This window comes from Micromonospora cynarisoli, from assembly GCF_030518815.1.
GTDB lineage: Bacteria > Actinomycetota > Actinomycetes > Mycobacteriales > Micromonosporaceae > Micromonospora > Micromonospora wenchangensis.
The window spans coordinates 4,514,473-4,540,187 of sequence record NZ_CP130426.1 but is presented as its reverse complement, the minus strand read 5'-3'; the positions used below and the strand labels follow the sequence as shown (position 1 = coordinate 4,540,187).

The 25,715-nt window shown below is 73.2% G+C and carries 27 protein-coding genes and 3 tRNA genes; 16 read left to right on the top strand and 14 right to left on the bottom strand.

The window, feature by feature from the left end; all coding sequences use genetic code 11:
* The first annotated feature begins 80 nt into the window (after window positions 1–80).
* The 4 genes from purS (at window position 81) to Q2K16_RS19480 (ending at window position 4,635) form a co-directional block, all read left to right on the top strand.
* Window positions 81–341, top strand: coding sequence for a phosphoribosylformylglycinamidine synthase subunit PurS (gene purS / locus Q2K16_RS19495; protein ID WP_302739147.1), 261 nt, complete (start codon window positions 81–83; stop codon window positions 339–341).
* On the top strand, window positions 338–1,021 hold the full coding sequence (gene purQ / locus Q2K16_RS19490; protein WP_302739146.1) for a phosphoribosylformylglycinamidine synthase subunit PurQ: 684 nt from the start codon (window positions 338–340) through the stop codon (window positions 1,019–1,021). Before purS ends, purQ begins: the two co-directional genes overlap by 4 nt.
* A 70-nt stretch (window positions 1,022–1,091) precedes the next feature.
* Window positions 1,092–3,875: a phosphoribosylformylglycinamidine synthase subunit PurL gene (gene purL / locus Q2K16_RS19485; protein WP_302739145.1), complete on the top strand. Its 2,784-nt coding sequence runs from the start codon at window positions 1,092–1,094 to the stop codon at window positions 3,873–3,875.
* 4 nt (window positions 3,876–3,879) lie between these two features.
* Window positions 3,880–4,635, top strand: a complete 756-nt coding sequence (locus Q2K16_RS19480; protein WP_302746541.1) for a 2-phosphosulfolactate phosphatase — start codon at window positions 3,880–3,882, stop codon at window positions 4,633–4,635.
* A gap of 147 nt (window positions 4,636–4,782) precedes the next feature.
* Here Q2K16_RS19480 and Q2K16_RS19475 read toward each other — a convergent pair whose 3' ends face one another.
* On the bottom strand, window positions 4,783–7,092 hold the full coding sequence (locus Q2K16_RS19475; RefSeq protein WP_302739144.1) for a carboxypeptidase-like regulatory domain-containing protein: 2,310 nt from the start codon (window positions 7,090–7,092) through the stop codon (window positions 4,783–4,785).
* 150 nt (window positions 7,093–7,242) lie between these two features.
* Between Q2K16_RS19475 and Q2K16_RS19470 the strand changes: the two genes are divergently transcribed.
* The 5 genes from Q2K16_RS19470 to amcA all read left to right on the top strand — a co-directional run bounded on the left by Q2K16_RS19470 (window position 7,243) and on the right by amcA (window position 11,947).
* Complete coding sequence (locus Q2K16_RS19470) at window positions 7,243–7,596, top strand: sterol carrier family protein (RefSeq protein ID WP_302739143.1); 354 nt, start codon at window positions 7,243–7,245, stop codon at window positions 7,594–7,596.
* 167 nt (window positions 7,597–7,763) lie between these two features.
* Entirely contained in the window at window positions 7,764–9,299 is a 1,536-nt protein-coding gene (purF, locus tag Q2K16_RS19465; protein WP_302739142.1) for an amidophosphoribosyltransferase, read from the top strand.
* 59 nt (window positions 9,300–9,358) lie between these two features.
* On the top strand, window positions 9,359–10,513 hold the full coding sequence (purM, locus tag Q2K16_RS19460) for a phosphoribosylformylglycinamidine cyclo-ligase (RefSeq protein ID WP_088641956.1): 1,155 nt from the start codon (window positions 9,359–9,361) through the stop codon (window positions 10,511–10,513).
* A 128-nt stretch (window positions 10,514–10,641) separates the two neighbouring features.
* The gene (amcB, locus tag Q2K16_RS19455) at window positions 10,642–11,745 is read left to right on the top strand and encodes a cyclophane-forming radical SAM peptide maturase AmcB (protein WP_302746540.1); all 1,104 of its coding nucleotides are present in this window, start codon (window positions 10,642–10,644) and stop codon (window positions 11,743–11,745) included.
* Entirely contained in the window at window positions 11,714–11,947 is a 234-nt protein-coding gene (gene amcA, locus Q2K16_RS19450; RefSeq protein ID WP_302739140.1) for a multiple cyclophane-containing RiPP AmcA, read from the top strand. The genes amcB and amcA overlap by 32 nt, the downstream gene beginning before the upstream one ends.
* 181 nt (window positions 11,948–12,128) lie before the next feature.
* On the opposite strand, the gene Q2K16_RS19445 is transcribed toward amcA, so the two are convergent.
* Both Q2K16_RS19445 and Q2K16_RS19440 read right to left on the bottom strand, forming a co-directional pair.
* Window positions 12,129–12,347, bottom strand: coding sequence for a DUF3073 domain-containing protein (locus tag Q2K16_RS19445; RefSeq protein WP_088641959.1), 219 nt, complete (start codon window positions 12,345–12,347; stop codon window positions 12,129–12,131).
* A 340-nt stretch (window positions 12,348–12,687) separates the two neighbouring features.
* Window positions 12,688–13,770, bottom strand: coding sequence for a Leu/Phe/Val dehydrogenase (locus Q2K16_RS19440; RefSeq protein ID WP_302739138.1), 1,083 nt, complete (start codon window positions 13,768–13,770; stop codon window positions 12,688–12,690).
* Between the two features lie 213 nt (window positions 13,771–13,983).
* On the opposite strand from Q2K16_RS19440, the gene Q2K16_RS19435 reads away from it, so the two are divergent.
* Window positions 13,984–14,823, top strand: a complete 840-nt coding sequence (locus Q2K16_RS19435; RefSeq protein ID WP_302739136.1) for a DUF8083 family protein — start codon at window positions 13,984–13,986, stop codon at window positions 14,821–14,823.
* 251 nt (window positions 14,824–15,074) lie between these two features.
* The gene (locus Q2K16_RS19430) at window positions 15,075–15,284 is read left to right on the top strand and encodes a BldC family transcriptional regulator (protein ID WP_007073996.1); all 210 of its coding nucleotides are present in this window, start codon (window positions 15,075–15,077) and stop codon (window positions 15,282–15,284) included.
* Between the two features lie 117 nt (window positions 15,285–15,401).
* Here the strand turns inward: Q2K16_RS19430 and Q2K16_RS19425 are convergent, their stop codons facing one another.
* Window positions 15,402–15,791, bottom strand: a complete 390-nt coding sequence (locus Q2K16_RS19425) for a PPOX class F420-dependent oxidoreductase (protein ID WP_302739057.1) — start codon at window positions 15,789–15,791, stop codon at window positions 15,402–15,404.
* A 43-nt stretch (window positions 15,792–15,834) separates the two neighbouring features.
* Here Q2K16_RS19425 and Q2K16_RS19420 point away from each other — a divergent pair, with 43 nt between their 5' ends.
* Window positions 15,835–16,620: a class I SAM-dependent methyltransferase gene (locus Q2K16_RS19420; RefSeq protein ID WP_302739055.1), complete on the top strand. Its 786-nt coding sequence runs from the start codon at window positions 15,835–15,837 to the stop codon at window positions 16,618–16,620.
* A 31-nt stretch (window positions 16,621–16,651) separates the two neighbouring features.
* Here Q2K16_RS19420 and Q2K16_RS19415 read toward each other — a convergent pair whose 3' ends face one another.
* Window positions 16,652–16,954 (bottom strand): hypothetical protein, encoded by a 303-nt coding sequence (locus tag Q2K16_RS19415; RefSeq protein ID WP_088641963.1) that lies wholly within the window; start codon window positions 16,952–16,954, stop codon window positions 16,652–16,654.
* A gap of 170 nt (window positions 16,955–17,124) precedes the next feature.
* On the opposite strand from Q2K16_RS19415, the gene Q2K16_RS19410 reads away from it, so the two are divergent.
* Together Q2K16_RS19410 and Q2K16_RS19405 are read left to right on the top strand one after the other, a co-directional pair.
* Window positions 17,125–17,979 carry a 3-hydroxyacyl-CoA dehydrogenase family protein gene (locus tag Q2K16_RS19410; RefSeq protein WP_302739052.1) on the top strand — a complete coding sequence of 285 codons (855 nt, stop codon included), beginning with the start codon at window positions 17,125–17,127 and terminating at the stop codon, window positions 17,977–17,979.
* On the top strand, window positions 17,976–18,719 hold the full coding sequence (locus Q2K16_RS19405; protein WP_302739050.1) for an enoyl-CoA hydratase/isomerase family protein: 744 nt from the start codon (window positions 17,976–17,978) through the stop codon (window positions 18,717–18,719). Before Q2K16_RS19410 ends, Q2K16_RS19405 begins: the two co-directional genes overlap by 4 nt.
* A 43-nt stretch (window positions 18,720–18,762) precedes the next feature.
* On the opposite strand, the gene Q2K16_RS19400 is transcribed toward Q2K16_RS19405, so the two are convergent.
* Window positions 18,763–20,115 carry an ABC transporter substrate-binding protein gene (locus Q2K16_RS19400; protein WP_302739048.1) on the bottom strand — a complete coding sequence of 451 codons (1,353 nt, stop codon included), beginning with the start codon at window positions 20,113–20,115 and terminating at the stop codon, window positions 18,763–18,765.
* Window positions 20,116–20,298: 183 nt separating this feature from the next.
* Between Q2K16_RS19400 and Q2K16_RS19395 the strand changes: the two genes are divergently transcribed.
* Window positions 20,299–20,688, top strand: coding sequence for a hypothetical protein (locus Q2K16_RS19395; RefSeq protein ID WP_302739046.1), 390 nt, complete (start codon window positions 20,299–20,301; stop codon window positions 20,686–20,688).
* Between the two features lie 60 nt (window positions 20,689–20,748).
* Here the strand turns inward: Q2K16_RS19395 and Q2K16_RS19390 are convergent, their stop codons facing one another.
* Entirely contained in the window at window positions 20,749–21,162 is a 414-nt protein-coding gene (locus Q2K16_RS19390) for a hypothetical protein (RefSeq protein ID WP_302739044.1), read from the bottom strand.
* Window positions 21,163–21,285: 123 nt separating this feature from the next.
* On the opposite strand from Q2K16_RS19390, the gene Q2K16_RS19385 reads away from it, so the two are divergent.
* Window positions 21,286–22,002 carry a DUF2786 domain-containing protein gene (locus Q2K16_RS19385; RefSeq protein ID WP_302739042.1) on the top strand — a complete coding sequence of 239 codons (717 nt, stop codon included), beginning with the start codon at window positions 21,286–21,288 and terminating at the stop codon, window positions 22,000–22,002.
* A 50-nt stretch (window positions 22,003–22,052) separates the two neighbouring features.
* Here Q2K16_RS19385 and Q2K16_RS19380 read toward each other — a convergent pair whose 3' ends face one another.
* The 7 genes from Q2K16_RS19380 to idi form a co-directional block, all read right to left on the bottom strand.
* Complete coding sequence (locus Q2K16_RS19380; RefSeq protein WP_302739041.1) at window positions 22,053–22,577, bottom strand: SRPBCC family protein; 525 nt, start codon at window positions 22,575–22,577, stop codon at window positions 22,053–22,055.
* A 210-nt stretch (window positions 22,578–22,787) separates the two neighbouring features.
* Window positions 22,788–22,861, bottom strand: a tRNA-Phe gene (locus Q2K16_RS19375).
* 102 nt (window positions 22,862–22,963) lie between these two features.
* Window positions 22,964–23,040: transfer RNA gene (locus tag Q2K16_RS19370), tRNA-Asp, on the bottom strand.
* 31 nt (window positions 23,041–23,071) lie between these two features.
* Window positions 23,072–23,144 (bottom strand) — tRNA-Glu (locus Q2K16_RS19365).
* 143 nt (window positions 23,145–23,287) lie between these two features.
* Window positions 23,288–24,076, bottom strand: coding sequence for a polysaccharide deacetylase family protein (locus tag Q2K16_RS19360; protein WP_302739040.1), 789 nt, complete (start codon window positions 24,074–24,076; stop codon window positions 23,288–23,290).
* Window positions 24,077–24,138: 62 nt separating this feature from the next.
* Window positions 24,139–25,089: a MerR family transcriptional regulator gene (locus tag Q2K16_RS19355; protein ID WP_302739038.1), complete on the bottom strand. Its 951-nt coding sequence runs from the start codon at window positions 25,087–25,089 to the stop codon at window positions 24,139–24,141.
* Window positions 25,079–25,714 (bottom strand): isopentenyl-diphosphate Delta-isomerase, encoded by a 636-nt coding sequence (gene idi, locus Q2K16_RS19350; protein WP_302739036.1) that lies wholly within the window; start codon window positions 25,712–25,714, stop codon window positions 25,079–25,081. The genes Q2K16_RS19355 and idi overlap by 11 nt, the downstream gene beginning before the upstream one ends.
* Window position 25,715: the final 1 nt, after the last annotated feature.

The window sequence follows — 25,715 nt, the reverse complement described above, 5'->3', positions numbered from 1 at the left end:
ACCGGAATCTGCCAGGTACGCTGGCTGCGCTCGCCCGTAGTGGGCCGGCACCCAACTGCGTACACAGTCAGGAGTGCCCAGTGCCTCGCGTCGTCGTCGACGTCATGCTCAAGCCCGAGATCCTCGATCCTCAGGGCCAGGCCGTCGCAAACGCGCTGCCGCGGCTCGGCGTCGGTGACGTCGCCTCCGTCCGCATCGGCAGGCGGATCGAGATCGAGTTCACCGGCGACCCGGACCTGGACCGGGCCCGGGAGATCGCCGACAAGCTGCTCGCCAACCCCGTCATCGAGGACTTCACGGTCCGGGTCGAGGCCGACGAGACCGCGGACGCGAACTCGTGACCGCCCGCGTCGGAGTGGTGACCTTCCCCGGCTCGCTGGACGACGGGGACGCCGCCCGCGCCGTGCGGATCGCCGGCGCGGAGCCGGTCCGGCTCTGGCACGGTGACCCGCAGCTGCACGGGGTGGACGCCGTCGTCCTCCCCGGCGGCTTCTCCTACGGCGACTACCTGCGCTGCGGGGCCATCGCCCGGTTCGCCCCGGTGATGGAGACCCTGGTCGACGCCGCCCGGGGCGGCCTGCCGGTGCTCGGCATCTGCAACGGCTTCCAGATCCTCTGCGAGGCCCACCTGCTGCCCGGCGCGCTCACCCGCAACCAGCACCTGCACTTCCGCAACCGCGACCAGGTCCTGCGCATCGAGTCGGTCGGCACCGCCTGGACGAACACCTTCCAGCCCGGCCAGGAGATCCTCATCCCGGTCAAGAACGGCGAGGGCTGCTACGTGGCGGACACCGCCACCCTCGACGCGCTGGAGGCCGAGGGGCGGATCGTCGCCCGCTACGTCGGCGGCAACCCGAACGGCTCGCAGCGGGACATCGCCGCGATCACCAACGCCGCCGGCAACGTGGTCGGCATCATGCCCCACCCCGAGCACGCGGTCGAGGCGCTCACCGGCCCCTCCCTGGACGGCCTCGGCTTCTTCACCTCGGTGCTCAAGCACCTGGTGGGGACGCCGGCGTGACGGTGCGCGGCGGCAACATCGGTCGGCTCCACCGCCCCACCGGCGGGTACGAGCGCAGCGAGGAGAGGTCATGACCACCCACCAGGACCCGGCCGTTCGGGCAGCCGCGGGCGTCGCCCCGGCGGAACCGCACGCGGCCGTCGCGCCGCCGGCGGTCGCCGCCCGGCCCGACGGTCCGACGCCGGTCACCGACTGGGCCGACGGCGTGGACACCGTGCAGCGGGCCGCCGGCACCGGCGACGAACTCCAGCCGTACGCCGAGCTGGGCCTGCGCGACGACGAGTACGACCGGATCCGGCACATCCTCGGCCGCCGCCCCACCCAGGCCGAGCTGGCCATGTACTCGATCATGTGGAGCGAGCACTGCTCCTACAAGTCGAGCAAGGTGCACCTGCGCCAGTTCGGCGAGAAGGCCCCGCCGAGCGACCGGCTGCTCGCCGGCATCGGGGAGAACGCAGGCGTCGTCCGGGTCTCCGACACGCTCGCCGTCACCTTCAAGGTCGAGTCGCACAACCACCCGAGCTTCGTCGAGCCCTACCAGGGCGCGGCGACAGGTGTCGGTGGCATCGTCCGCGACATCCTGGCGATGGGCGCCCGCCCGGTCGCGGTGATGGACCCGCTGCGGTTCGGTGCGGCCGACCACCCGGACACCGCCCGGGTGCTGCCCGGCGTGGTGGCCGGCGTCGGCGGCTACGGCAACTGCCTCGGCCTGCCCAACATCGGTGGCGAGCTGGTCTTCGACCCCTGCTACCAGGGCAACCCGCTGCTCAACGCGCTCTGCCTCGGCGTGCTGCCTGTCGACCGGTTGCAGAAGAAGGACGCCGCCGGCCCGGGCAACGTCGTGGTGCTGCTCGGCGCGAAGACCGGCCGGGACGGCATCGGTGGCGTGTCGGTGCTGGCCAGCGCCACCTTCGACGAGGGCAGCGAGCAACGCCGCCCGTCGGTGCAGGTCGGTGACCCGTTCATCGAGAAGCTGCTGATCGAGGCGTGCCTGGAGCTGTACGACGCCGAGTTGGTCGTCGGCATCCAGGATCTCGGCGGCGCGGGCCTGACCTGCGCGCTCACCGAGACCGCCGCGTCCGCCGGCACCGGGATGCGGGTCTGGCTGGAGCGGGTCCCGCTGCGCGAGCCGTCGATGGAGCCGCACGAGATCCTGGCCAGCGAGTCCCAGGAGCGGATGCTGCTGGTGGTCACCCCGGACAAGCTGGAGGCGGTGCTCAAGACCGCCGAGAAGTGGGGCGTGCTCGCCACCGCGATCGGTGAGGTCACCCCGCCCGCGCCCGACGGCCGGCCGGGCCGGCTGCTGGTCACCTGGAACGACCACGTGGTCGTCGACGTGCCGCCGGGCTCGCTGGTCGACGACGGCCCGGTCTACGCCCGCCCGATGCGGGAGCCGGCCGACCTGATCCTGCTCCAGGCCGACCGGGCCGAGACGTTGCCCCGGCCGAGCAACCCGGAGGCGCTGCGGGAGACCCTGCTGCGCATGATCGCCTCGCCGAACCTGGCCGACAAGACGTGGGTCACCGAGCAGTACGACAGGTACGTGTTGGGCAACACCGTGCTGGCCCAGCCGGAGGACTCCGGCGTGATCCGGATCGACGAGCGGACCGGCCTCGGCGTCGCCCTCTCCGTCGACGGCAACGGCCGGTACGCCCGCCTCGACCCGTACCAGGGGACGAAGCTGGCGCTCGCCGAGGCGTACCGGAACGTTGCGGTGACCGGCGCGAAGCCGATCGCGGTGACCAACTGCCTCAACTTCGGCTCGCCTGAGGACCCGGGCGTGATGTGGCAGTTCGCCGAGGCCGTCCGTGGCCTGGCGGACGGCTGTCTGGAGTTGGGCATCCCGGTGACCGGCGGCAACGTCAGCTTCTACAACCAGACCGGTGCCGCCGCCATCCACCCGACCCCGGTGGTCGGCGTGCTGGGCGTGCTGGACAACGTGGCCGACCGGGTGCCGATGGGCTTCGTGCCCCGGGCCAACGGCGACCACGACCAGGTCTACCTGCTCGGCGACACCCACGTGGAGCTGTCCGGCTCGGAGTGGGCGTGGGTGACGCACGAGCACCTCGGTGGTATGCCGCCCCAGGTCGACCTGGGCCGGGAGCGTCAGCTCGCCGAGCTGATGGCCGAGGCGGCCCGGGTGGGTCACCTCAGCTCCGCGCACGACCTGTCCGACGGTGGTCTGGCCCAGAGCCTGGTCGAGTCGAGCCTGCGCCGGGGCGTCGGGGTCCGGATCGGGGTGCCGGAGCGGTTCGCCGACGGTTCGCTGCCGTTCGTCTTCCTGTTCAGCGAGTCGGCCGGTCGGGCGTTGGTGACCGTGCCCCGGGGGCACGAGAAGGCGTTCACCGCGCTCTGCGCCGAGCGGGGTGTGCCGTGGGAGCAGATCGGCGTGACCGACCCGGCGAGCGGCGCCCTGGAGGTGCACGGCCAGTTCCGGATCGGCCTGGACGAGCTGCGCGCCGCGCACACCGCGACCCTGCCCCGGCTCTTCGGCGGCCCGGAGGCGGCCCAGGTGCAGGTCGAGGCGGTCCGGACGGGCACCACCACGATCGCCCCGGCCACCGCCACGCAGCCGGTGGACGTGCCGCAACGGCAGCAGCCGGCGGACGCGGACGACCCGGCCGCCGAGGTGGTGGCCGCTGCGACCGGCACCGCCCCGGTGTCGGGCGACCCGGAGACCGGCGCTGCCGCGTCGGCACCGGGCACCGCGCCCACGTCGGACGCTGACGCCGCGCCGGTGGCCGGTGGGCACGATGCCGACGTACCGGCGACCGGGTCCGCCCCGCAGGCCGGCGCGACGGCCTCCGACACTGGCGACGGTGACGGGCAGCGCCCGACGCCCGATCAGCGCTGAGGCGGTGGCCTCGGCCGTCCACGTCCAGCCCGGATCGGGTGCCCGCTTCGACTGGGGGCTGACCGGGGCGGCGGAACTCGGCCGGGTCTGTGCCGTACTGGTGGTGGTGGACGTCCTGTCGTTCACCACCGCCGTCGAGGTCGCGGTCGCCCGGGGGGTGCGGGTCCACCCGTTCCCCTGGGGCGAGCAGGCGGCCGACTACGCGCTGCGGGTCGGCGCGGTGGCGGCGGTGGGCCGTCGGCAGACGACGGCCGCGCACCCGTGGTCACTGTCCCCGGCGGCCCTGGGCAGCGCGCCCGTCGTCGCCGACCTGGTGCTGCCGTCGCCTAACGGCTCCGCGATCAGCGCCGCCGCCAGCGCCACCGGCCGGCCGGTGGTCGCGGCCTGCCTGCGCAACGCCCGCGCCGTCGGGCGGTGGCTGCACCACCAGGGGTACGGCACGACGGACGCCCCGGTCGGGGTGATCGCCGCCGGTGAACGCTGGCCGGACGGCACCCTGCGCCCCTCGGTGGAGGACCTGCTGGGCGCGGCCAGCGTGCTGGACGCCGTCTCCGGGGTGCCCGGTGGGCTGTCGGTGGAGGCGGCGATGACGCTCGCCGCCCTGGCCAGCACCCCCGACGTGCCGGCGGCGGTACGTGGCTGCGTCTCCGGCCGTGAGCTGATCGAGAGCGGCTTCGCCGGGGACGTCGAGGCGGCCGTCCGGCGGGACGTCTCGGCCGTGGTTCCGGTGCTCCGCCAGGGTGTCTTCTCGGCCGGCTAGACCCGGCCCGAACGACCGTGCTGACCCGGGCCCGCGACGACAGTGCCGACCCGGGCGGCAAGACCCGTGCCGACCTGAACCCGCGACGACAGTGGGCCGCCCGGATACGCATCCGGGCGGCCCACTGTCGTCGCTGTGGCCGGTGGGTCAGTCGTCCAGCCAGTCGAGGCGGCGTCCGCTACGCTCCGGGGGCGGGCCGTCCGGCCGGCTCCGACCGGACGGGGGCTGGTCGCGACCGGGCTGCCCCTGCTCGCCGTAGTAGCCACCCTGCTGCTGGTCGTAGCCCTGCTGGTCGTAGCCGCCGCCGCGCTGCTGCGGGGGTTCCTGGCCGTAGCCGCCCTGCTGCTGCTCGGCTCCGTAGCCACCGGCCTGGCCGTAGCCGCCCTGCGGGGAGCCGTAGCCGGGCTGCTGGTCGTACCCGCCGCGCTGGTCGTAGCCGCCCGGCTGGTCGTACCCGCCCTGGTGGGCGCCACCCCGTTGGTCGTACCCGCCGCCGCGCTGGTCGTAGCCGCCCTGGTAGGCACCCGTCGGCTGGTCGTACCCGGCCTGCTGGTCGTAGCCACCGTGCTGGCCGCCCTGGTGCGCGCCGGTCGGCTGGTCGTAGCCGCCACGCTGTCCGCCGCCGTAACCCTGGGCCGGGCCGGCGTCGTACCCGGCCTGCTGGCCGTAGCCGCCGCCGGAGTAACCGCCGGCCGGCTCGGCACCCCGGCCGTAGCCGCCCTGCTCGGACTGGCCGTAGCCGCCCGCGCCCGGCTGACCGTACGCGTCCGGCTCCGGCTGGTAGGTGCTCGTCGGGTACGGGTCGGCAGCCGGCGCGTACGAGGTGCCGTCGCCGGTGTACCGGCCGGTGGGCTCGTCGTAGCGCTGGTCGCCGCCGTAGCCGCCGGCCTGCTCCTGCGCCGGGTAGCCGGCACCGGCCGTCGCCCCGTAGTCCCGACCGCCGTACCCGCCACCGGAGGCGGGAGCGTTGCCGTAGCCGCCGCCCGACGCGGGGGCGTTGCCGTAGCCAGCCCCGGAGGCGGGCGCGTTGTCGTAGCCGCCGCCCGACGCGGGTGCGGCACCGTAGCCGCCCCCGGAGGACGGCGCGTTGCCGTAGCCACCACCGGCCGGGTTGGCCGCGCCGTACGCGCCTGCGGCGGCACCCGCCGCTCCGGCCGCGCCGTAGCCGCCGCCGGAGGCGGGTGCGGCACCGTAGCCGCCCGGCTGGCCGCCGTAGCCACCCTGGCCGCCGGGCTCGTCGCCGTAACCGCCGGCACCGGCCCAGTTGTCCTGCGGTGCGCCGTAGGGCTGCGGCGGTGCGCCGTACGGGTCCGGCGGGACGTCGTCGACGACCGGTCGTTGCAACATCGTCGGCGCGTCGCTCAGCGCGGAGCTGCCGACCATCGTCGGGTCGGGGCCGGCACCGACCCGGTTGACCACCCGGGTCTGGTCGTCGGTGCCGCGTGGGCTCCGGGGGCCGGGGACGTCACCGGCCGCAGCGGCGCCGGCCGGCCCGTTCCCGTCGTCGTCGGCGTTCTTGCGGCGGATCCAGAGCAGCACGATGGTGCCGACGCCGGCCGCCACGAGCAGACCGCCGAGCAGGATGATCAGGAAGGAGCCGAACCCGCTGTCGTCGTCCTGCGACGCGGCCTGCTGCTGCCCGCCTGTCGGTTCGGCGGTCTCCTCGGTGGTCTCCGCAGGCGTCTCCTCCGAGGGGGTCGGCTCGACGGAGGTCGACGGGGTGGCGCTCGGGCTCACCTCGACCTTCAACGCCAGGCTGATCCGCTGGTTGCTCAGGCTCTGCCCGGCCCCCGCGCTGATCGGCTTGGTGGCGACGACGCCGTCCTTGCTGGCCCCGAGCACCATCGAGCCGGGCGCGATCGGGTTGGAACTCGACCCGGTGATCCGGAAGTTGCCGCTGCCGTCGCTTGTGGTGTTGAACTGCTTGCCGGTCGAGTCCTCAAGCCCCACCACCGCGTTGGGTACCGCGTCGCCGGTGGCCGCCACGACCACCTTGCCGGAGATCGACTTGACCGTCGGCTTGTCCTGCGGCGCGGTGGTCTGCGGCGCGGCCCGGCCCTTGACGCTGAGCTGGAAGGTGGCGGTCGCCGGGTCGGTCTGGTCGGGGCGGACCTGGACGGTGACCGTGGTGCTGGCGTCGCCGGCGTTGTCGTTGGCGCGCAGGGTCAGCAGCTGGGACTTCGGCTGGCCGCCGTTGAAGTTGAGCTGGCCGCAGCCGGAGCAGCTCACACCGGAGGGCAGACCGGTCAGACTGATCTGTGCGTTCTTGTCACCCTCACCCGGAGTGACCTGAACGGTCACCGTGGTGTCGCTGCCGGCGTTGACGGTCACCGACCCGGGCTGGACGGAGGCGCTGGCTGCCAGGGCGGGTGTGGCGGGGACGGTGAGCAGGGCGCCGGCCACCAGCGCTACGACCACACCGGCCCGCTGCGTCCAGGCACGTCGGTGTGTTGACACGTCCACCGCCTTCCGGTCTGACCTCCCCGGCGGGGGCCGGGGATCATCACGGTACGAATACGCCGTCGGCAACTATGCCTTGTCTGACCGGATCGGCGCGACCCAGGGGCCAGCGTGGCGCTCGGTGGCCCCGGGTCGTATCGTCCCGTCGTGTCCTCTCCGCACTCTAAGTCCGCCGTGGTACTGGCGGCGCTGACGGCGCTCGATGAGGGGCGTACGCCCGAACGGCAGGTGTACCGCGAGGCGGTCCGTACCCTTCTGACCGCCCTCGCGGAGCGGGCCCCCGGCCGATCGGTGGAGGTGCGTGTCCCACCTTACGGTGCAGTTCAGTGCGTTCCGGGGCCCCGACACACCCGGGGCACCCCGCCGAACGTGGTGGAGATGGCGCCGGACACCTGGTTGGCGCTGGCCACCGGACGGCTGTCGTGGGCGCGGGCGGTCACGGACGGTCGCGTACAGGTGAGCGGAAACCGGGCGGATCTCGCTGACCATCTGCCGCTCTAGCTGCACCGTTGCGCCGGACGGGGTGACGGGGTGGAGGCAGATCGTGACTTTCTGTATTGACTCGTGTTCGCGTACACTGTCAGGCGACGACAGTGGTCCAGGGCCGAAAGGCGCGGAGCAGCCCCCGGCTCCGCCAGGCCAGTCCAGACCAGCATGAGGGAGCGGCAGTGCCCCGAGGCGATGGCCGGCTGAGCCACGACCTTGACCCCCAGCGACCCGGCCCCCAGGACGCCTGTGGCGTCTTCGGCGTCTGGGCCCCGGGTGAAGAGGTCGCCAACCTCACCTATTTCGGACTCTACGCACTCCAGCACCGGGGCCAGGAGGCCGCCGGCATCGCCGTGAGCGACGGCTCGGGAGTGGTGGTCTACAAGGATCTGGGCCTGGTGGCCCAGGTGTTCGACGAGCCGACGCTGAAGAGCCTGCGCGGCCACCTGGCGATCGGGCACGCGCGTTACTCCACCACCGGCGGCTCGACCTGGGAGAATGCCCAGCCGACCATCCGGTCGACGACCTCCGGCACCACGATCGCCCTGGCGCACAACGGCAACCTGGTCAACACCGCCGAGTTGCAGAAGGAGGTCGCCGAGCGCGGCCTGCTCGACGACGGGGCCACCAACGACACCTCCCTGGTGACCATGCTGCTGGCCAGCCGCCCCGACCTGTCGGTGGAGGCCGCCGCGCTGGAGGTGCTGCCGCAGCTACGCGGCGCGTTCAGCTTCGTCTTCATGGACGAGTCGACCCTCTACGCCGCCCGCGACCCGCACGGCGTCCGCCCGCTGGTGCTCGGTCGGCTGGAACGCGGCTGGGTGGTGGCCAGCGAGACCGCCGCGTTGGACATCGTCGGCGCGAGCGTGGTCCGGGAGGTCGAGCCGGGCGAGCTGATCGCGATCGACGAGGAGGGCCTGCGGTCCAGCCGGTTCGCCGCGCCGGAGCCCAAGGGCTGCCTCTTCGAGTACGTCTACATCGCCCGCCCGGACGCCACCATCGCCGGCCGCAACGTGCACGCCGCGCGGGTGCAGATCGGCAGGCAACTCGCCAAGGAGCACCCGGTCGAGGCCGACCTGGTGATCCCGGTGCCCGAGTCGGGCACGCCGGCCGCCATCGGGTACGCCGAGGCGTCCGGCATCACCTACGGCGCCGGCCTGATGAAGAACCCGTACGTCGGGCGTACCTTCATCCAGCCGTCGCAGACCCTCCGCCAGCTCGGCGTACGACTCAAGCTCAACCCGCTGCGGGAGAACGTGCGGGGCAAGCGGCTGGTCGTGGTCGACGACTCGATCGTGCGTGGCAACACCCAGCGGGCGATCGTCCGGATGCTCCGCGAGGCGGGCGCGCTGGAGGTCCACGTCCGGATCTCCTCCCCGCCGGTGAACTGGCCGTGCTTCTACGGCATCGACTTCGCCACCCGGGCCGAACTGCTGGCCAACGGGTTGGACAACGAGGGCATCCGGCGGTCGATCGGCGCCGACACCCTCGGTTACGTCTCGCTTCCCGGTCTCATCGCCGCGACCGAACAGCCCAGGAGCAGGCTCTGTCGGGCCTGTTTCGACGGGGAGTACCCGATCGACCTGCCGGCCGGGAACCTGATCGGCAAGCACATGCTGGAGGGGGTGGGCCGGCGGGTCGCCGACGCCCCGGACACCTCCGAGCACCACACACCGCTCGTCGCCACTCCGGGCGGCGCGACCGCCCACCGCCCGTAGCACACCGGGGCCGTCCGGCCACCGTCGGCGCGGCACCGAGAACCACAAAGGGGAGAACCGTGACCTACGTGTCCGAGCGCAGCGGCGCAGGAAGCAGCCCGAGCGGTGCCGGTGGCGACCGCCAGCCGTGGACGGCGGGGACCGGCCGCACCACCCGCAAACGCTCGGTCTCGTACGCCGACGCCGGGGTGTCGATCGAGGCGGGCGACCGCGCGGTCGAGCTGCTCAAGTCGAAGGTGAAGGAGACCCGGCGGCCGGAGGTCATGGGCGACCTGGGTGGCTTCGCGGGCCTGTTCCGGCTGGACACCAAGAAGTACAAGAACCCGATCCTGGCGTCCTCCACCGACGGGGTGGGCACCAAGCTGGTCATCGCCCAGCAGCTCGACATCCACGACACGATCGGCATCGACCTGGTCGCGATGGTCGTCGACGACCTGGTGGCGTGCGGGGCCGAGCCGCTGTTCCTGCTCGACTACATCGCCACCGGCGAGGTCGTGCCGGACCGGGTCGCCGAGATCGGCGCGGGCATCGCCGACGGTTGCCGGTACGCCGGCTGTGCGCTGCTCGGTGGCGAGACCGCCGAGCACCCGGGCGTGCTGCGTCCCGACGAGTACGACGTCTCCGCCACCGGGGTGGGCGTGGTCGAGGAGAGCGAGATCCTCAGCCCGGACCGGGTCGAGGTGGGCGACGTGGTGATTGCGATGCGCTCGTCCGGCCTGCACTCCAACGGTTACTCGCTGGTCCGGCACGTGCTGCTCGGCGCCGGCCGGATGCGGCTGGACGTGGTGATCGACGACTTCGGCCGGCAGCGCACCCTCGGCGAGGAGCTGCTCACCCCGACCAAGATCTACGCGCAGGACTGCCTGAAGCTGATCACCGAGGCGGAGGTGCGCTCGATCGCCCACGTCACCGGCGGCGGCATCCCCGGCAACCTGGTCCGGGTGCTGCCCGAGCACGTCGACGCGGTGGTCAACCGGGCCACCTGGAAGCCGCAGCCGATCTTCGACCTGATCCAGTCCAAGGGCCGGATCGAGGACCCGGAGATGGAGTCGACGTTCAACATGGGCGTCGGCATGTTCGCCATCGTCTCCGCCGAGGACGCCGACCGCGCGCTGGCCACCCTCGCCGGCCGGGGCGTGGACGCCTGGCAGGCCGGCGAGATCATCGAGGGCACCGGCAACGTCCAGATGATCGGCCAGCACACCCGGGGTTGATCGGCGGGGCCGCTCGGCCGGACGCCTGGTCGGGGGTTCACCCGAGCGGCCGTCGCCGCCTAGCCTGAAGGACACTTCGGGCACGGGGAGGAGGGTCGATGGCTGCTCGGTGCCGGTCCGTGACGGGCATGCGGGGGATCGCGGCGGTCCCGTCGTACGTGGTGATGCAGCCGACGACGCTGTGCAACCTGGACTGCGCGTACTGCTATCTGCCGCACCGGGCGGTCGACCGGCGGATGCCGGTGGCGGTGGCCGAGGCGGTCGCCGCCGCGGTGACCCCGTGGGCGGCGCAGGGGCGTTTCTCGGTGGTCTGGCACGGTGGTGAGCCGCTCGCCGCCGGCCGGGAGCACCTGGCGGCGTTGATCGCCGCGTTCCCCGCCGGGGTGGAACACCACGTGCAGACCAACGCCACCCTGATCGACGACGCCTGGTGCGCGTTCTTCGCCGCGCACGGGGTGCGGGTGAGCGTGAGCGTGGACGGCCCGGCCGCCCGCAACGGCGACCGGGTGAGCCGGGCCGGCCGGCCGGCGTACGACCGGATCGTCCGGGGGGTGGCGGCGCTGCGCCGGCACGGCCTGCCGTTCTCGGCGCTGGCGGTGGTGAGCCGGCCGACGCCGGGGCTCGCCACCGAGCTGTACGACTACTTCCTCGACCTGGGTTGTGACGTGCTCGGGCTGAACATCGAGGAGACCGAGGGGGTCAACACCCGCAGCAACGCGCACGACGCGGCGACGGTGACCGCGTTCTGGGCGGAGCTGGTGGCGGCCTGGCGGCGGGCGCCCCGGGTGCACCTGCGGGAGATCGAGTGGTCGCTGCGGTACGCGGCGGCGGTGCTGGCCGGCGCGGAGGGCGACCTGCTGCCCCGGCAGCTCGACCCGATCCCGACGATCGGGTACGACGGCTCGGTGACGGTGCTCTCCCCCGAGCTGGCCGGTTTCACCGACGCCCGCTACGGCGATTTCAGCAGCGGTAACGTGCTGGCCACCCCGCTGGCCGAGATCCTGGCCGGGGCGGCGGGCACGGGCTGGGTGGGTGAGTTCCTCACCGGTGTCGAGGCGTGCCGGTCGTCCTGCCCGTACTTCGGCTTCTGCGGCGGTGGCCACGCGGCCAACCGCTACTTCGAGCAGGGGCGGTTCGACGGTACGGAGACCGAGCACTGCCGCAACAGCAAGATCCGCCTATTGGAGGGAGTGTTGGAGCATGCCCGAGACCACGAGTCACCGGCCGGCTGAGCGGGTCGGGGCCGGCCCGGACCAGGTCGCCGACCGGGTGCGGGAGGCCGCTGGGGGACTCTCCGCCCTGCTCCACGAGGCCGAGGTCGCCCGTCGTCACCGCGCGGAGGTGTCGGGCGCGGAGGGTGCCGGCGCGGTCTGCGCCTGGAACCACTTCGAGAACATCCCGACCTTCTACAACTGGAACAACCGGCCGCGCTGAGCGGGGGTGACCGGCCCCGCCGTACGGTGACGGGCCACTGCCACCCCGATCAGGGACCGCGCCGACCGGCCGGAGTGTGCTCCGGGAGGGCGGGGTCCCTGATCGTCGGTGGTGACGCTGCTCCGGCCGGGCACATGCGTGAGCACGCGGAGAGTTGCCGCGTGCTCAGTGTGACCGGAGGTCAGCGGGTCGGAGGAGCCCAGGGGTCCGGGTCGTCGTCCGCATGATCCTCATCGTCGTCGTCGACATACTCTTTGTAGTCGTCGTCGAAGTGCTGCTCAGACTTCCCACCAGCACCCGCCAGTTCGCGCTGCAAGGCGGTGAGGTCGGTGTTCGGGGAGTGGTACTTCAACTCCCGCGCCACCTTCGTCTGCTTGGCCTTAGCACGGCCGCGCCCCATGGCTCGACCCCCTCGCACAGAATGCGGGGCAGCCCGAAGGCGGGCCCCGATGACGTCAGGCATCTCTCGTGGCTCTTACGGTACATGGGGATGCCACCGTTCGGCACCTCGGGTTACCGTCTGCCGGCCCTGCGCGTCGCAGTCACCCGGACGTCACCGAGTGTACCCGGTAAGGGGTGGGCCTCGGACTGCCCGTGACACCGGTCAAACCGCCTGAAAAGCCGCGAAAATCCATGCTATCGCGCGGTCCGCCCGCCGGGGGCCGTCAGCCGGACGGAACCGGCCCGGCACGCCCGGTGACGCCCCGGGCGCGGACCGTCGCCACGCCCGGGACGTGCGCTCAGCCCAGGTGGATGGCGCGCAGCCGACCCACGTCGGCCATCCGGCGCTCGGCCATCCGGTCGGCGGCCACCGCCGGGAGCACCCCCTCCTCGTCGGCCAGCCGCAGGATCTGCCGGGTGGTGTCGAAGATCCGGCTGGCCCGCAGCTTGGCCCGGTCGAAGTTGAAGCCCTCGATCTCGTCCGCGACCTGGATGACCCCACCGGCGTTGACCACGTAGTCGGGGGCGTAGAGGATGCCCCGTTCGGCGAGGAGCTTCCCGATGCCGGGATGGGCGAGCTGGTTGTTGGCCGCGCCGGCGACCACCCGGGCCTGCAGGGCCGGCACGGAGTCGTCGTTCAGGGCGCCGCCCAGCGCGCACGGGGCGTACACGTCGATGTCGGCGGCGACCAGCGCGGCGGTGTCGGCGACCAGGGTGACCCAGGGGTGGTTGGTCCGCGCCCACTCCAGCGCCCGCGGGTCGACGTCGGTCGCCACCACCTCGGCCCCGTCGTCGACCAGGTGCCCGGTCAGGTGCCTGCCGACCTTGCCCAGCCCGGCCACCCCGACCCGACGCCCGCGCAGGCTCGGGCTGCCCCAGACGTGCTCGGCGGCGGCCCGCATCCCCTGGAAGACGCCCCAGGCGGTGAGGACCGAGGAGTCACCCGCCCCGCCGTGCTCCACGCTGCGGCCGGTGGCGTACCGGGTCTCGCGCGCGATCACGTCCATGTCGGCCACGTAGGTGCCCACGTCGCAGGCGGTGTAGTAGCGCCCGCCCAGGGACTGCACGAACCGCCCGTACGCGCGCAGCAGCGCCTCGCTCTTGACCTGGTCCGGATCGCCCCAGATGACCGCCTTGCCGCCGCCCATGTCCAGCCCCGCCAGCGCGTTCTTGTACGCCATGCTGCGCGACAGGTCCAGCACGTCGGCCAGCGCCGCCTCCTCGCTGGCGTACGGGTAGAACCGGGTGCCGCCCAGCGCGGGCCCCAGCGCGGTCGAGTAGATGCCGATGATCGCCTTGAGGCCGCTCTGCCGGTCCTGACAGAAGACGACCTGCTCGTGACCGGCCGGTCCGGGGTCGTCGGTGCTCACGAATACGCCCATGGCTCGCTCCTGGTGTCGGTGTGCGCCCTTGTGGGACGCGGACCTGGTCGGCCGGCGGGGATGCTGCCGGCGCTGGTCAGCCTAATATCGGTCGGGAACCTGCCGTCGTCGACGTCGCGCGCTGCCGGGCCGGCTGAGGCCGCCCGCCGGCGGCGTTCCGGTCGCGCACGACGGCAGCGGCAGCGGTACGGAGTTTCGTGGGAGGATCGCGCGGTGCCGTCGCTCTTCGCTTCTTACCTGCGCGTGTACGAGCCGCTGACCGCCTTCGACCGGGACCGTCAGTCGTACTGGCGGCGCTACGTGCGGGAGGGCCGGGCGGTGGCCCCGTTGGAGGGCCCGGGCCGGCAACGGACCTCGGTCATCGCGGCGCTCGGCGCGGGCTGGACGAGACTGCCCGACCTGCCCGACGAGGCGTACGTGCTGGAGGTCGACGACGCGCTGCTGGTCTGTCCGTGGAACCTGCGGGTCCGGGTGGCCGAGGCGGCCCTGAGCGCCCGGGAGGGGGTGCCGTCGGTGATCGCCGACGCGTTCGTCCCGCCGATCCTGGCCGGGCAGGCCAAGACCGTGGTGGAGGACTGGCGCAGCGGCGCCCGGGTGCTGGAGCACGGGGTGCCCCGGTTGCACGAGCAGATCGCCACCTGGGGGGTGCCGCTGCGGTGGTTCGTGCTTTTCGAGGCGGGCGAGCGGGAGCTGGTCACCCGGCCGCAGCGGCGGGCGCTGCGCTACCGCACGGAGATCTCCAAGGCCCGCCGGCGGGCCTCGCGGGCGCTGTCGGTGCTCAAGAAGTCGATAGGTGCCGCGCCGATCACCGAGGCGGTCGAGGAGGCCGCCCGCTGGCTGGAGGAGTTCCACCCCCGCTCGGTGGTCGAGTTGGACTACGGCGGTCTGGTGCAGTTGCTGTCCGACGAGACGCTGGCCGCGGACGACTCGCCGGAGCTGGTGGCGGGCGGTCTGGCCGGGCTCTCCCGGGGCGAGACGGACGAGGCGTCGGCGGCGTACGACCGGTTGGTGGCGCGGTGGCGCGCGATCCAGTTGCTGGAACGGCGCAATTGACCAGATATCGCCTATCAGTGCTGTCATTTATGAGTCACACTCGTAGTTAGCGCATCACGAACCGTGATCATGAGTCCGAATAAGGTACTTTCTGCCGTGTAAAAGTTAGATAAATCGGGCATGGTTCATCCGTCCGTCTAGGGACCTTCGGCCGTTCGGCCCATGTCGGACATCGGGGACTAGCCGGACCATGGGAGACGCGTCGGCCGGCGGGACCCCGGCCGATGTCTATCCATGTGGAGGAGTGACCGATGGCATCGCGAACGCACGAACCAGAGCCGCTACTCACGCCGGCCGAGGTGGCGTCGATGTTCCGTGTCGACCCGAAGACGGTGACCCGGTGGGCCAAGGCGGGGAAGCTCAGCGCGATCCGAACCCTGGGCGGACACCGTCGGTACCGTGAGTCGGAGGTGCGGGCGTTGCTACAGGGCCAGATCCCCCAGCAGCGCCAGGGGGACTGACCCGGTCAGAACGTTACGGACCTCAGGGGCGGGCGGACGTCGCAACAGCGACGCACCACCGCCCCTGAGTCGTCTCCACCCCCGGGCCGCTCCGGCAGGCCCGCCGGTCGGACCCGGTCACCCCGACGGGTCGGTCAGGCTGATCCGGATGCCGACGGTGCCCGCCTCGCCCCGGCGCAGCCGGCTGCCGAGCAGGGTCAACCGGCCCAGCAGCCGGTACTTGCGCTTGAGCAGGTCGCGTACCCGGCTGCTCTCCTGCGGCCCGCAGAGCACCGCGTGACCCGGCACCGCCTCACCCAGCGGACGACCGCGCACGTCGCACGGGGCCACCGTCACCGTGCCGTCCCGCCTGATCCGCTTGACCTTGCCCGAGTCGGCGACCGTCCAGACCGCCAACGTGTCGTCGTCGCGGACCGCCCAGACCGGGGTGGACACCGCACGGCCGTCCTTGCGGAACGTCGTCAGCAGGACGTACTTCTCCGCCGCCAGGCGGTCCAGGTCGGTCACGCCGCCCAGGATACGGCGGACGGACCCGGATACCGTGCAGGTCGTGACCGGAGAACCTCGACTCGGCGACGTGTTCGGAGAACTGCTGCGCGACGCGTACGCGGTGCACACCGGGATCGGCCCCCGGCCGCTGGTCGGCGGGCGGCTGCCCCGACCGGTCATCGAGATCATCGAACGGGACGACGGGCTGGTCAACGGGGCCCCCGCCGCGCACTACCTGGACGGGCCGGAACACTGGCAGCCGTACGACCACCGGGCCGTGGACCGGACCCGGGGTGCCACCCTGGACGTCGGCGTCGGGGGCGGACGGATCGCGCTGGTGCTCCAGGAACGCGGCGTCCCCGTCACCGGCCTCGACACCTCGCCGGGGGCGCTGCGGGTCAGCCGGCACCGGGGCGTCCGGGACCTCGTCCTCGGCACCGTCGACGAGCACGTCGCCGACGGCCGGCGATACGACACGTTCCTGCTGCTCGGCAACAACCTGGGGCTGTTCGAGGGGCGGGAGCGGGCGCCGGCGTTCCTCGCCGCGCTGGCCGCCCTGGCCCGGCCGGGCGCGCAGGTCATCGCGCACGGCACCGACCCGTACGGCACCACCGACCCGGTGCACACCGGTTACCACGAGCACAACCGGCGGCGGGGTCGGCTCGGCGGGCAACTGCGGCTGCGGCTGCGCTACCGCGAACTCGGCACGCAGTGGTTCGACTACCTGGTCTGCTCCGCCGAGGAGTTGGCCGAGCTGGTCCGGGGCACCCCGTGGCGGCTGGCCGACGTGGACGACCGCGACGCCCCGTACTATCTGGCCACCCTGCGGTTGGCCGCCGGGCGGTGAGCGGGGGCCCGACCGGGCCCCCGCGCCCGCGTCAGACCTGGACGGTCGGCGGGAGCTGCTCCGGGGGGAGGCCGCCGTCGCCGTCGACCACCTCGTCCGGGGTGCCGTCCTCGTCGATGTCGACCATGGTGATGTCGACCTTGCCGTCGCCGTCGGTGTCGAACTGGAACAGGTCCGCCCGGCCGTCGCCGTCGGTGTCCACCACCCACACGTCGGTCTTGCCGTCGTTGTTGGTGTCGGCGCGGAGCAGGTCGACGCGCTCGTCGCCGCGCGTCTCCACGACCGCCGTGCCGTCGGTGGTGCCGCTGTCCACGGTCTCCGGTGCCTGGCTCATGTCGACTGGTTCCTTCCCTTGACGTTGGGGCCGTCAGTACCCGGTGCGGCGGTCCCCCACGCATGCCGCCGGGAACGCTGCTGCATAGGGTCGCACCCAAGAGCCAGCGGAGCGAGCGGCAGGGCGTGTCGGAGAACCCGCACGCCGCCGTACGCAGTGAGGGAGCGTCCATGAGTCGTCTTGTCGTCGTCGGGGCCGGCACGATGGGGCTCGGCATCGCCTACGTGGCGGCCGGCGCGGGCTACCCGGTCGAACTGGTCGAGGTGGACCCGGGGCGGGCCGGGGCCGCCGCCACCCGCCTCGACGAGCTGTGCGCACGGGCGGTGCAGCGCGGGAAGCTCGACGCCGGGGCCGCCGCCGCGCAGCGGGCCCGGATCACCCTGCGCGGGGCGCTCGCCGAGGTCGCCCCCGCCCCGGAGGTCATCGTCGAGGCGGTGCCCGAGCGGCCTGACCTGAAGCGGTCGGTGCTCGCCGAGGCCGAACGGCTGCGCCCGGCGCTGCTGGGCAGCAACACCTCCAGCATCCCCATCGGGGAACTGGCCGAGGGGCTGACCCGGCCGGAGTCCTTCCTCGGGCTGCACTTCTTCAACCCGGTCTGGGCGATGACCCTGCTGGAGGTGGTGGTCGGCGCGGCCACCGCGCCGGAGACCACCGCGGCGGCCGTCGCGCTCGCCGGCCGGCTGGGCAAGGACCCCGTCGTCGTACGCGACCTGCCCGGCTTCGCCACCTCCCGGCTCGGGGTGACCCTCGGCCTGGAGGCGATCCGGATGGTGGCCGACGGGGTGGCCGCACCGGCCGACGTGGACAAGGCGATGGTGCTCGGCTACCGGCATCCGGTCGGCCCGCTGGAGCTGACCGACCTCGTCGGCCTGGACGTGCGGCTGGACATCGCCCGTACCCTCCAGGCCGCCTACGGTGACCGTTTCGCCCCGCCGCCGCTGCTGGTCGAGATGGTCGCCGCCGGGAAGCTCGGCAAGAAGTCCGGCCAGGGCTTCTACACGTGGAAGGACGGTCGCCGGCAGTGAGCGGGCTACGGGTGGAGGAGCTGCCCGACCGGGTGGTGGTGACGCTGGACCGGCCGGAGAAACGCAACGCCATCGACGCCGACCTGATCGGCGCGCTGCACGACGTCTGCGCCGCGCTGGAGGCCCGGCCCCGGCTGCTGCTGCTCACCGGCGGCTCCGACGGGCTCTTCGCCGGTGGGGCCGACATCGGCCAACTCCGCGAGCGGGGCCGGCTGGACGCGCTCGCCGCGATCAACTCGGCCGCCTTCGCCAGGCTCCGGGCCCTGCCGATGCCGAGCGTTGCGGCTGTGGACGGTCCCGCGCTGGGCGGCGGCGCGGAGCTGGCGTACGCCTGCGACCTGCGGGTGTGCACGGCACGGGCGGTCTTCGGCCAGCCGGAGGTGCGGTTGGGTATCCTGGCCGGCGCGGGAGCCACCCACCGGTTGCCGGCCCTGGTCGGTGAGGGCCGGGCCAAGGAACTGCTCTTCACCGGCCGCCGGGTCGACGCCGACGAGGCGCTGCGGATCGGTCTGGTCAACCGGGTGGTGGCCGAGCCGGCCGAGCTGCTGCCGACGGCACACGGGCTGCTCGACGAGATGGCGAAGGGTTCCGCGCTGGCGTTGCGGCTGACCAAGCTCGCGGTGGACGCCCCGCCCGGTGCCCACCCGCAGCTCGACCTGGTCAGCCAGGCGGTGCTCTTCGAGGACGAGGAGAAGCACCGCCGGATGACCGACTTCCTGGAACGTCGCCGGCCCCGGTGAGCCGGGAGGGGGCGGCACCGGGCCGGTGCCGCCCCCTCCGGTGTCAGCGGCGGATCGGCACGCCCGCGTCGGCCAGTGCCTTGATCAGCCCGGCGGACTCACCGAAGCCGATGACCAGCACCGCCTCCGGCTTGTAGTTCTTGATCTCGCCGGCCAGGCTGCCGAAGTCGACGGCCGGGGCCTTGGCGTCGGCCGGCGGCTCGTAGGTGAGCAGCTTCACCCGGTCGCTGCCGAAGCCGGCCCGCTCCAGTTCGGCGCGGACGGTCTCCTGGAGGCCCTCGCCGTAGGAGTCCTTGCGGGCCACCACCACGATCTTGTGCGGGCCGTCCCGGAGGATCACGTCGGCCAGCGCCCGGCCCTGGAGGCTGTCCGGCGGGGCGGTCCGGAAGTAGAGGCCCTTGTCGTCGGCCTGGCTCAACCCCGCGTCGGTGTTGGACGGCGAGAACAGGATCTTGCCGGCCGCCACCACGTCCGGCAGCACGGCGGCGGAGATCCCGGACGCGGCGGCCCCGATGATCACCTGGACCTTGTTCCTGACGTGCGAGGCCACGGTGGCCTTGGCGACGGCCGGGTTGGTGCCGTCGTCACCGTCGAACCAGGTCACCGGGTCGCCGAGCACCCCGCCCGCGGCGTTGATCTCCTTGATCGCCAGCGCCACGCCGGCGGCCAGCGGCGGGTAGGCCAGGGCCAGGTCGCCGGTCTTGGGCAGCAGGCCACCGAGGATCAGCGGCGAGCCGTCGCTGTCGTCATTACGCCCGCCCCGCTGCTTCTTCGGCTTCGGCGCGGCCCTGGTGCTCACCCCGGACTCGTCCCCGGCACCGACGAACTCGGTCTTCGCGTCGTTGATCTTCTGGTTGTCGAAGTGCAGGGTGGCGTAGCTGGCGGTGGCCGGCTCGCCGAGATCGGTGAAGCCGGCCCGGTTCAGCGACGGGCCGCGGTACTCGATGTCCTGACCGTCCCGGGCCAGGGCCAGGCAGCTCGCCGCGTCCGTGCAGCGCTGGCCGTTGGTGGTCACCCCGACGATCTGCTTGGCGATGTCGGCCGGATCGGTGCTGCCGGCGAGCTGGGCGGCCAGCGCGCTGATCATGACGGCGTCGTACGACTCCGCCGCGTAGAGGTAGTCGGTCAGCTTCGGGTTGACGGTGCGTAGCCGCTGCTTGAAGTCGTCGCTGAGCGGCGTGAGCGGGGTGGTGCCCTTCATGCCGTCGACGAGGTCGGCCCGGTCCTTCAACTCCGCGGCGAAGGAGTTCTGCATGTTGCCGTCGGTGCCGTACAGACGCACCTGCGGGGTGGCCGCCTCCTCGGGCTTGTCGGTCGTCCCGCACGCGCTGACGGCGAGCAGCAACGACGCACAGGCCGCCAGGATGGCCGCGCGCGGGCCGCGGGTTACGAGCATGGTGGTCCTTCCTCCGGCGCAGGTCCGGTGCGCACCATAGCGTGCCGGCGGGGACCGTGGGACCAGGGAGGCGGCCCTCGTCGCCGGCCCGACAGTGCAACACACGCTCCGTCATGCCGCCCCGGCAGGTGGTGACCGTTTCCGCTGCCCGCCCGCTTGACCTGGCGTCCTACTGTGCCGCAGGTGACCGACGTACCGGATCAGACGCTCGCCGACGCTACCGCCGTACTCCATTCGGCGCTGACCGGGGACGGCGCCGCCGTGGTCGGCACGTTCGACGCCGTGGTGGACCGGTCGGGGCTCGCCGGGGCGTACACGGTCGCCTGGACCCTGGCCGCGACGATGGTCGGTGACCCGCCGCCGTCCGGCACGTGCGCGCTGGACTTCCCCGGCATCGACGAGGCACGGTACGACACCCGCTGGGTGGCCCGCTTCGTCAGCGCGTACGCCAACCACGACGCCGACACCGGCGAGGCGCTGTTCGGGGCGGCGGTCGCCGACGGGCGGCTGCCGGACTGCCTGCTCACCCTCGCCGGCTCGACGGTGGCGACCCTGCGCAGCCGGGCCGGCTGACCCGCCCGGCTGACCCGCCCGGCCCCACCGCCCGTGCCCCGGCGGCAGGGCCGGCGGGGCTCAGTACGCGTGGTACGCCACCAGCGGCTCGTACTCGTAGCGCAGGTTGGTGAAGCGGACCTTGAAGTTCGCGCCGTCGCGCACGTTGGTGGCGACGGTGATCCAGTCCGACTTCGCCGGCAGGTAGGTGAGGTAGTTGCACTTGTTGGTCTTGTCGATGAAGACCACGCACGCCTCGGTGCCGAACTCGCTGCTGTTCTTGACGTTGACGTCCTTGCACCGGGCGCTCGCCTGGTACGGCCCGGCGTCCCCGCCCCAGCCACCGACCTGGAAGTACGACCGGACCGCCCCGCCGTAGCAGGTGGCGGCCGACGCGGAGAGGTTCGTCTCCGCGGCGGCCTGCGCGGGTGTGCCGAACCACAGCAGGGGCAGGGCGGCGGCGAGCGCGGTCAGGCGGGCGGGCCGGGATGCCATGGTGCCTCCAGGGGAAGAGGGGGACCCTGAGTCGCGGACAGGGCGCGGTGAGTGGCGATGATATCTGTCTATCTCTGATCCCGCTGTGACCGACAGGTGAACCTGCTGTGGTACCAGTGACGCATGTCCGAGGCGATGCTCAGCAAGGTGCGCAAGCTCCTGGCCCAGGCCGAGGACCCGGCCTGCACCCCCGCCGAGTCGGCGGCGTTCACCGCCAAGGCCACCGAGTTGATCGCCCGGTACGGCGTCGACCGGGCCCTGCTGGCCGCCCGCGACCCCGCCACCGACCCGGTCGGCGACCGGGTGATCGACATCGTCGCCCCGTACGCCCGGGACAAGGCCGGGCTGCTCGCCGCGGTGGCCGACCCGCTGCGCTGCCGCTGCGTACGCCGAGCGGACGGCAGCGGGTTCGCGCTGCACCTGTTCGGCTTCGCCAGCGACCTGGAACGGGTCGACCTGCTCTTCACCTCGTTGCTCGTGCAGGCCGCGCACGGCCTCGCCGGCACCGCCGTGCCGTCCGGTGAACAGCCGGCCGCCTTCCGCCGCTCCTGGCTGGCCGGCTTCGCCCGGGTGGTCGCCGAGCGGCTCCGGGCAGCCGAGGCGGGTGCGGTGGCCGAACGCGGCACCCCGTCGGTGGCGCTGGTGCTGGCCGACCGCTCGGACCGGGTGGCCCGCCGGGTCGCCGAGGTCTATCCCCGGCTGCGTACCGCGCCTACCCGCCGGCTCGCCGGATCCGGCTTCGGCGCGGGCGCGGCGGCCGGCCACCGGGCCGACCTCGGCGGCCCCGCCCCGGTCGGCCGACCGCCCGGCCGGACCCCGCTCGGCGGCTCGCCCCGCTGACCGGCCCGGTTCTCCCGGGGCGCTGGCGGACCTCGGCCGCGCGGCGTCGCTCAGTTCGGGTCGGAGGCGGTCCGGGTGAGGGTGTCCAGGTAGCGGCCGAGCAGTTCGTGCCAGCCGGCGGTCAACGCCGCACGGTAGCCCTCGGCGGCCTCACCGTGCCTGTCGAAGTGGCGGTGCTCCAACTCGATGCGGGTCTGCCCGGACTCGTCCGGCAGGAACAGCACCTCCACCTCGCTGGCCCGCGCCGGATCGGGCACCGGCACCCGGTCGGGGCCGAGTTGCCAGGTGAACACGAGCCGCCGTGGTGGGTCCCAGGTGAGCACCCGTCCCCAGTCACCCCGGAAGCCGTACGGGCCGATCTCGTAGAGCATGCCGCCGGCCCGGGGTTCCATCCCCAGCTCGGCCAGCGCGGCCGGCCCGGACCAGGTGTACTCGCGTACCCACCAGTCGGCCAGCGAGCCGGTGAAGACCGCGAACGCCTGGTCCGCCGGGGCGGGGACGAGGAGGGTGCAGCGCAGCGAGTACCGGTCGACGTCCTGATGGACGCCCTCCGGATCTGCCTTGTCCTGTCCCATAGGCCCGGACCATACCGGCTGGGGGTGCGCTGCGCAGCGCCCCGTACCGGCACTTTCCGGTCAGTGGGCCCTCGCGACCCAGCGAGGCTCCTGGATGTTCCGGGGTGTGCCGTCCACGGTGGCGGTCGATGCCGGACAGGGCCGGATACACGAAAACGGTGACCGCGTTTCCGCAGGTCACCGCTCTCTGTAGCCCGGCGAAAGGCTATGTGGCCAGGGGCGGGGTCGAACCGCCGACCTTCCGATTTTCAGTCGGACGCTCGTACCAACTGAGCTACCTGGCCTGGTGCTTCGGGACATGGTACCCGGAGGGCGGGGTCTCCGCCGACAGGGTGCCGCGTCCCGATACGCAGAACGCCGCGCATTGGTGCACGCGGCGTCGGCGCTGGCGGTCCTGACGGGACTTGAACCCGCGACCTCCGCCTTGACAGGGCGGCGAGCACTCCAACTGCTCCACAGGACCTTGCTCTGTTGCCTCCGGCTGGGCCGGACCGTGCCCCCAACGGGATTCGAACCCGTGCTACCGCCTTGAAAGGGCGGCGTCCTGGGCCGCTAGACGATGAGGGCGGCCCCGCCATCATTGCACACTCGCAACTTCAAGCGGACTTGCTCCCATCCGGCCCCGCCGGAGGCATGAGAAGCATATGCCATGCCCCGGCCGTCGGCCAAACCGGTATGCCCGCCGGGGCATGGCCCGGCAAAGTGGCAGGTCAGCGAGGTGGCGCGATGCCGAAACGGCGCTTGAGGTCGCCGATGACGTGCGGCACGGCGCTCAGCGTGCGGCTCCGGTCGCCCCCGCCGTCGTGCATCAGCACCACCGCGCCGGGGCGGGCGGCGCCCTTGATCCGCCCCGAGATGACCCCGGCGGCCGGCTTCGCCCAGTCCTGGGGGTCGACGGTCCAGTGCAGCGACCGCATGCCGAGTTCCTTAGCGACCTGCACCACCTCCGGCGTCCACCGGCCACCGGGCTGACGGTAGAACGGCACCTTCGCGCCCGGGACCGCCTTGGTGATGGCCTGGTTGGTGCGTACCAGGTCGGCCCGGATGTCGGCGACCGGCCGGCGACCCAGGTCGACGTCGTGCCGCCAACTGTGGTTGCAGAGCTGGTGCCCCTCCCGGACGATCCGGGCCACCAGCTCCGGGTGCTTGCGCACCTGGGTGCCGACCACGCAGAACGTCGCCTTCACCTGGTTCGCCCGGAGCTGGTTGAGCACCCGGGGCGTCCAGGTCGGGTCGGGGCCGTCGTCGAAGGTCAACGCCACCGCGCGTACCCCGGTCGCCTTGCGCAGCCCGGCGGGGAGCGCCTTGGGCTTCGGCCGGAGCCGGGGCTTCGGCTTGGTGGTGGGTGTCGGCTTCGGGGACGGGCTGTGGGCCGGCTGCGGTGCGGTGGTGGTCGGGGCGGGCGCCGCTGCCGGCCGGACGTTCCGGTGCTGGTCGCCGCAGCCGGCGACCAGCAGGAGCAGGCCGAGGGCCACCGCCAGAACGGGGCGTGAACGCATCGTCACTCCGGGGGATGGGGTACGCGGACGGCCCCGACGGTAGTTCACGAAAGCGAAATATGTCAGGCCCGGTCGGCCCCCGTCGACTGGTCCAGCGAGTCCCGTACGGCCAGCGCGAGCGAGACCGCCTCGGCCAGGTCGACCGGGCGGACCACCCCGGCGGGCAGCGTGTCGGCCCGCCAGCCCGGCCCGGCGGCGAGCACCAGCAGCGGCCGGCGGGGCACCGCGAGCAGTGCGGACAGCTGCGTCGGGTCGGCGGTCGGCCGGGTGTGCGACCAGACCACCACGGCCGCCGGCCCGGTCCGGTTGACCGCCTCGACGAGCGCCGCCGCCGGCACCCGGGCGCCGAGCATGCGATAGGTCACCCCCGCCTCGGCCAGCGCCGCGGCGAGCGCCTCCAGCGGCAGGGTGTGCTGCTCCTCGTCGGCGCAGGAGAGCAGGATGCGGGCCGGCCCGGTCGCCCGGCCGGACCGGGCGACCGCCGCGAACGCCTCGGAGACGCACCGGGACAGCAGGTGTTCCACGTCGATCAGGCCGGCGGTGGCGACGTGCCGTTCCCCGATGCCGGCCAGCACCGGCCGGAGCAGCCCCTCCCAGGTGGCGACGACCCCGTCGGTGGCCAGGGCGTGCGAGATCGTGTCGCCGATCACCTCCGCGTCCAGCCGCATGGCGGCGCGGGCCAGTCCCCGGGCCGCCGGGCCGGCCCGGCCGACCGGGATGGTCTGCCCGCCGCCGTCGCGGCCGTTGCCGGCCCGCAGCCGGGACGTGATCCCGGGGCCGGGTGCGGGGCCCTGTTTCGCCCAGCGGGCCGCCTCCGCCGGGGTGACCCCCTCGGCGGTGAGCTTGCGCATGATCTCCAGGCGGGCCAGGTCGGCAGGCGTGTAGCGCCGGTGGTGGCCCGGGACGTGCTGGCTGGGGCCGAGGCCGTAGCGCTGGTGCCAGGTGCGCAGCGTGGTGACCGCCACACCCAGCCGGCGTGCCACGGCCCCCGCGCTCAGCGGCTCATCGACCACCCGACCGCTCCGACGCGTCGTCCACCCGGTGGCCGGACGGGGTGGCGGAGGCGGTACGGGGACCGCCGGTGGGGGCGTCGGGGCCGGTCGGGGTCGGGTGGAGCAGTCGGCTCACCACCCCGCCGAGCCAGGGTGCGTACGTGCGCGGGTCGGCGTCGATCTCGGTCATCAACCGGGTCGGGTCGGCCCAGCGCAGTTCGGCCACCTCGTCCGGGTCGGGCCCGAGGGGGAGGTCGGCCGGCACGTCGGCCCGGAGCACGTGGTCGTACTCGAACTCGACCCGACCGGTGACCGGGTCCTCGGCGTAGTAGAGGTAGACGCCGACCTCGGTCAACGTCACCGGCCCGGCGCCCAGTTCCTCGGCGAGCCGGCGGTTGGCCGCCTCGGCCAGGGACTCGCCCGGCAGCGGGTGCCCGCAGCAGGAGTTGGCCCAGCGCAGCGGGAACCGGGTCTTGACCGGGGCCCGTTGTTGCAGGAGCACCCGGCCGGCCGGGTCGACCAGCAGCACCGAGAAGGCCCGGTGCAGCCGGCCGGGCGCCTGGTGGGCGGCGGCGACGGTGGCCTCACCGAGCACCTGTCCGGTGTCGTCGACCAGCTCGACGAGGTGACCCTCCCGGGATTTCACG

What these genes read in the sequence shown, in the direction of transcription:
- purL (WP_302739145.1), top strand. Translation starts at nt 1,092, where the DNA reads ATGACCACCCACCAGGACCCGGCCGTTCGGGCAGCCGCGGGCGTCGCC.
- amcB (WP_302746540.1), top strand. Translation starts at nt 10,642, where the DNA reads ATGCGGGGGATCGCGGCGGTCCCGTCGTACGTGGTGATGCAGCCGACG.
- amcA (WP_302739140.1), top strand. Translation starts at nt 11,714, where the DNA reads ATGCCCGAGACCACGAGTCACCGGCCGGCTGAGCGGGTCGGGGCCGGC.
- Q2K16_RS19445 (WP_088641959.1), bottom strand. Translation starts at nt 12,347, where the DNA reads ATGGGGCGCGGCCGTGCTAAGGCCAAGCAGACGAAGGTGGCGCGGGAG.
- Q2K16_RS19440 (WP_302739138.1), bottom strand. Translation starts at nt 13,770, where the DNA reads ATGGGCGTATTCGTGAGCACCGACGACCCCGGACCGGCCGGTCACGAG.
- Q2K16_RS19430 (WP_007073996.1), top strand. Translation starts at nt 15,075, where the DNA reads ATGGCATCGCGAACGCACGAACCAGAGCCGCTACTCACGCCGGCCGAG.
- Q2K16_RS19415 (WP_088641963.1), bottom strand. Translation starts at nt 16,954, where the DNA reads ATGAGCCAGGCACCGGAGACCGTGGACAGCGGCACCACCGACGGCACG.
- Q2K16_RS19410 (WP_302739052.1), top strand. Translation starts at nt 17,125, where the DNA reads ATGAGTCGTCTTGTCGTCGTCGGGGCCGGCACGATGGGGCTCGGCATC.
- Q2K16_RS19400 (WP_302739048.1), bottom strand. Translation starts at nt 20,115, where the DNA reads ATGCTCGTAACCCGCGGCCCGCGCGCGGCCATCCTGGCGGCCTGTGCG.
- Q2K16_RS19390 (WP_302739044.1), bottom strand. Translation starts at nt 21,162, where the DNA reads ATGGCATCCCGGCCCGCCCGCCTGACCGCGCTCGCCGCCGCCCTGCCC.
- Q2K16_RS19385 (WP_302739042.1), top strand. Translation starts at nt 21,286, where the DNA reads ATGTCCGAGGCGATGCTCAGCAAGGTGCGCAAGCTCCTGGCCCAGGCC.
- Q2K16_RS19380 (WP_302739041.1), bottom strand. Translation starts at nt 22,577, where the DNA reads ATGGGACAGGACAAGGCAGATCCGGAGGGCGTCCATCAGGACGTCGAC.
- Q2K16_RS19360 (WP_302739040.1), bottom strand. Translation starts at nt 24,076, where the DNA reads ATGCGTTCACGCCCCGTTCTGGCGGTGGCCCTCGGCCTGCTCCTGCTG.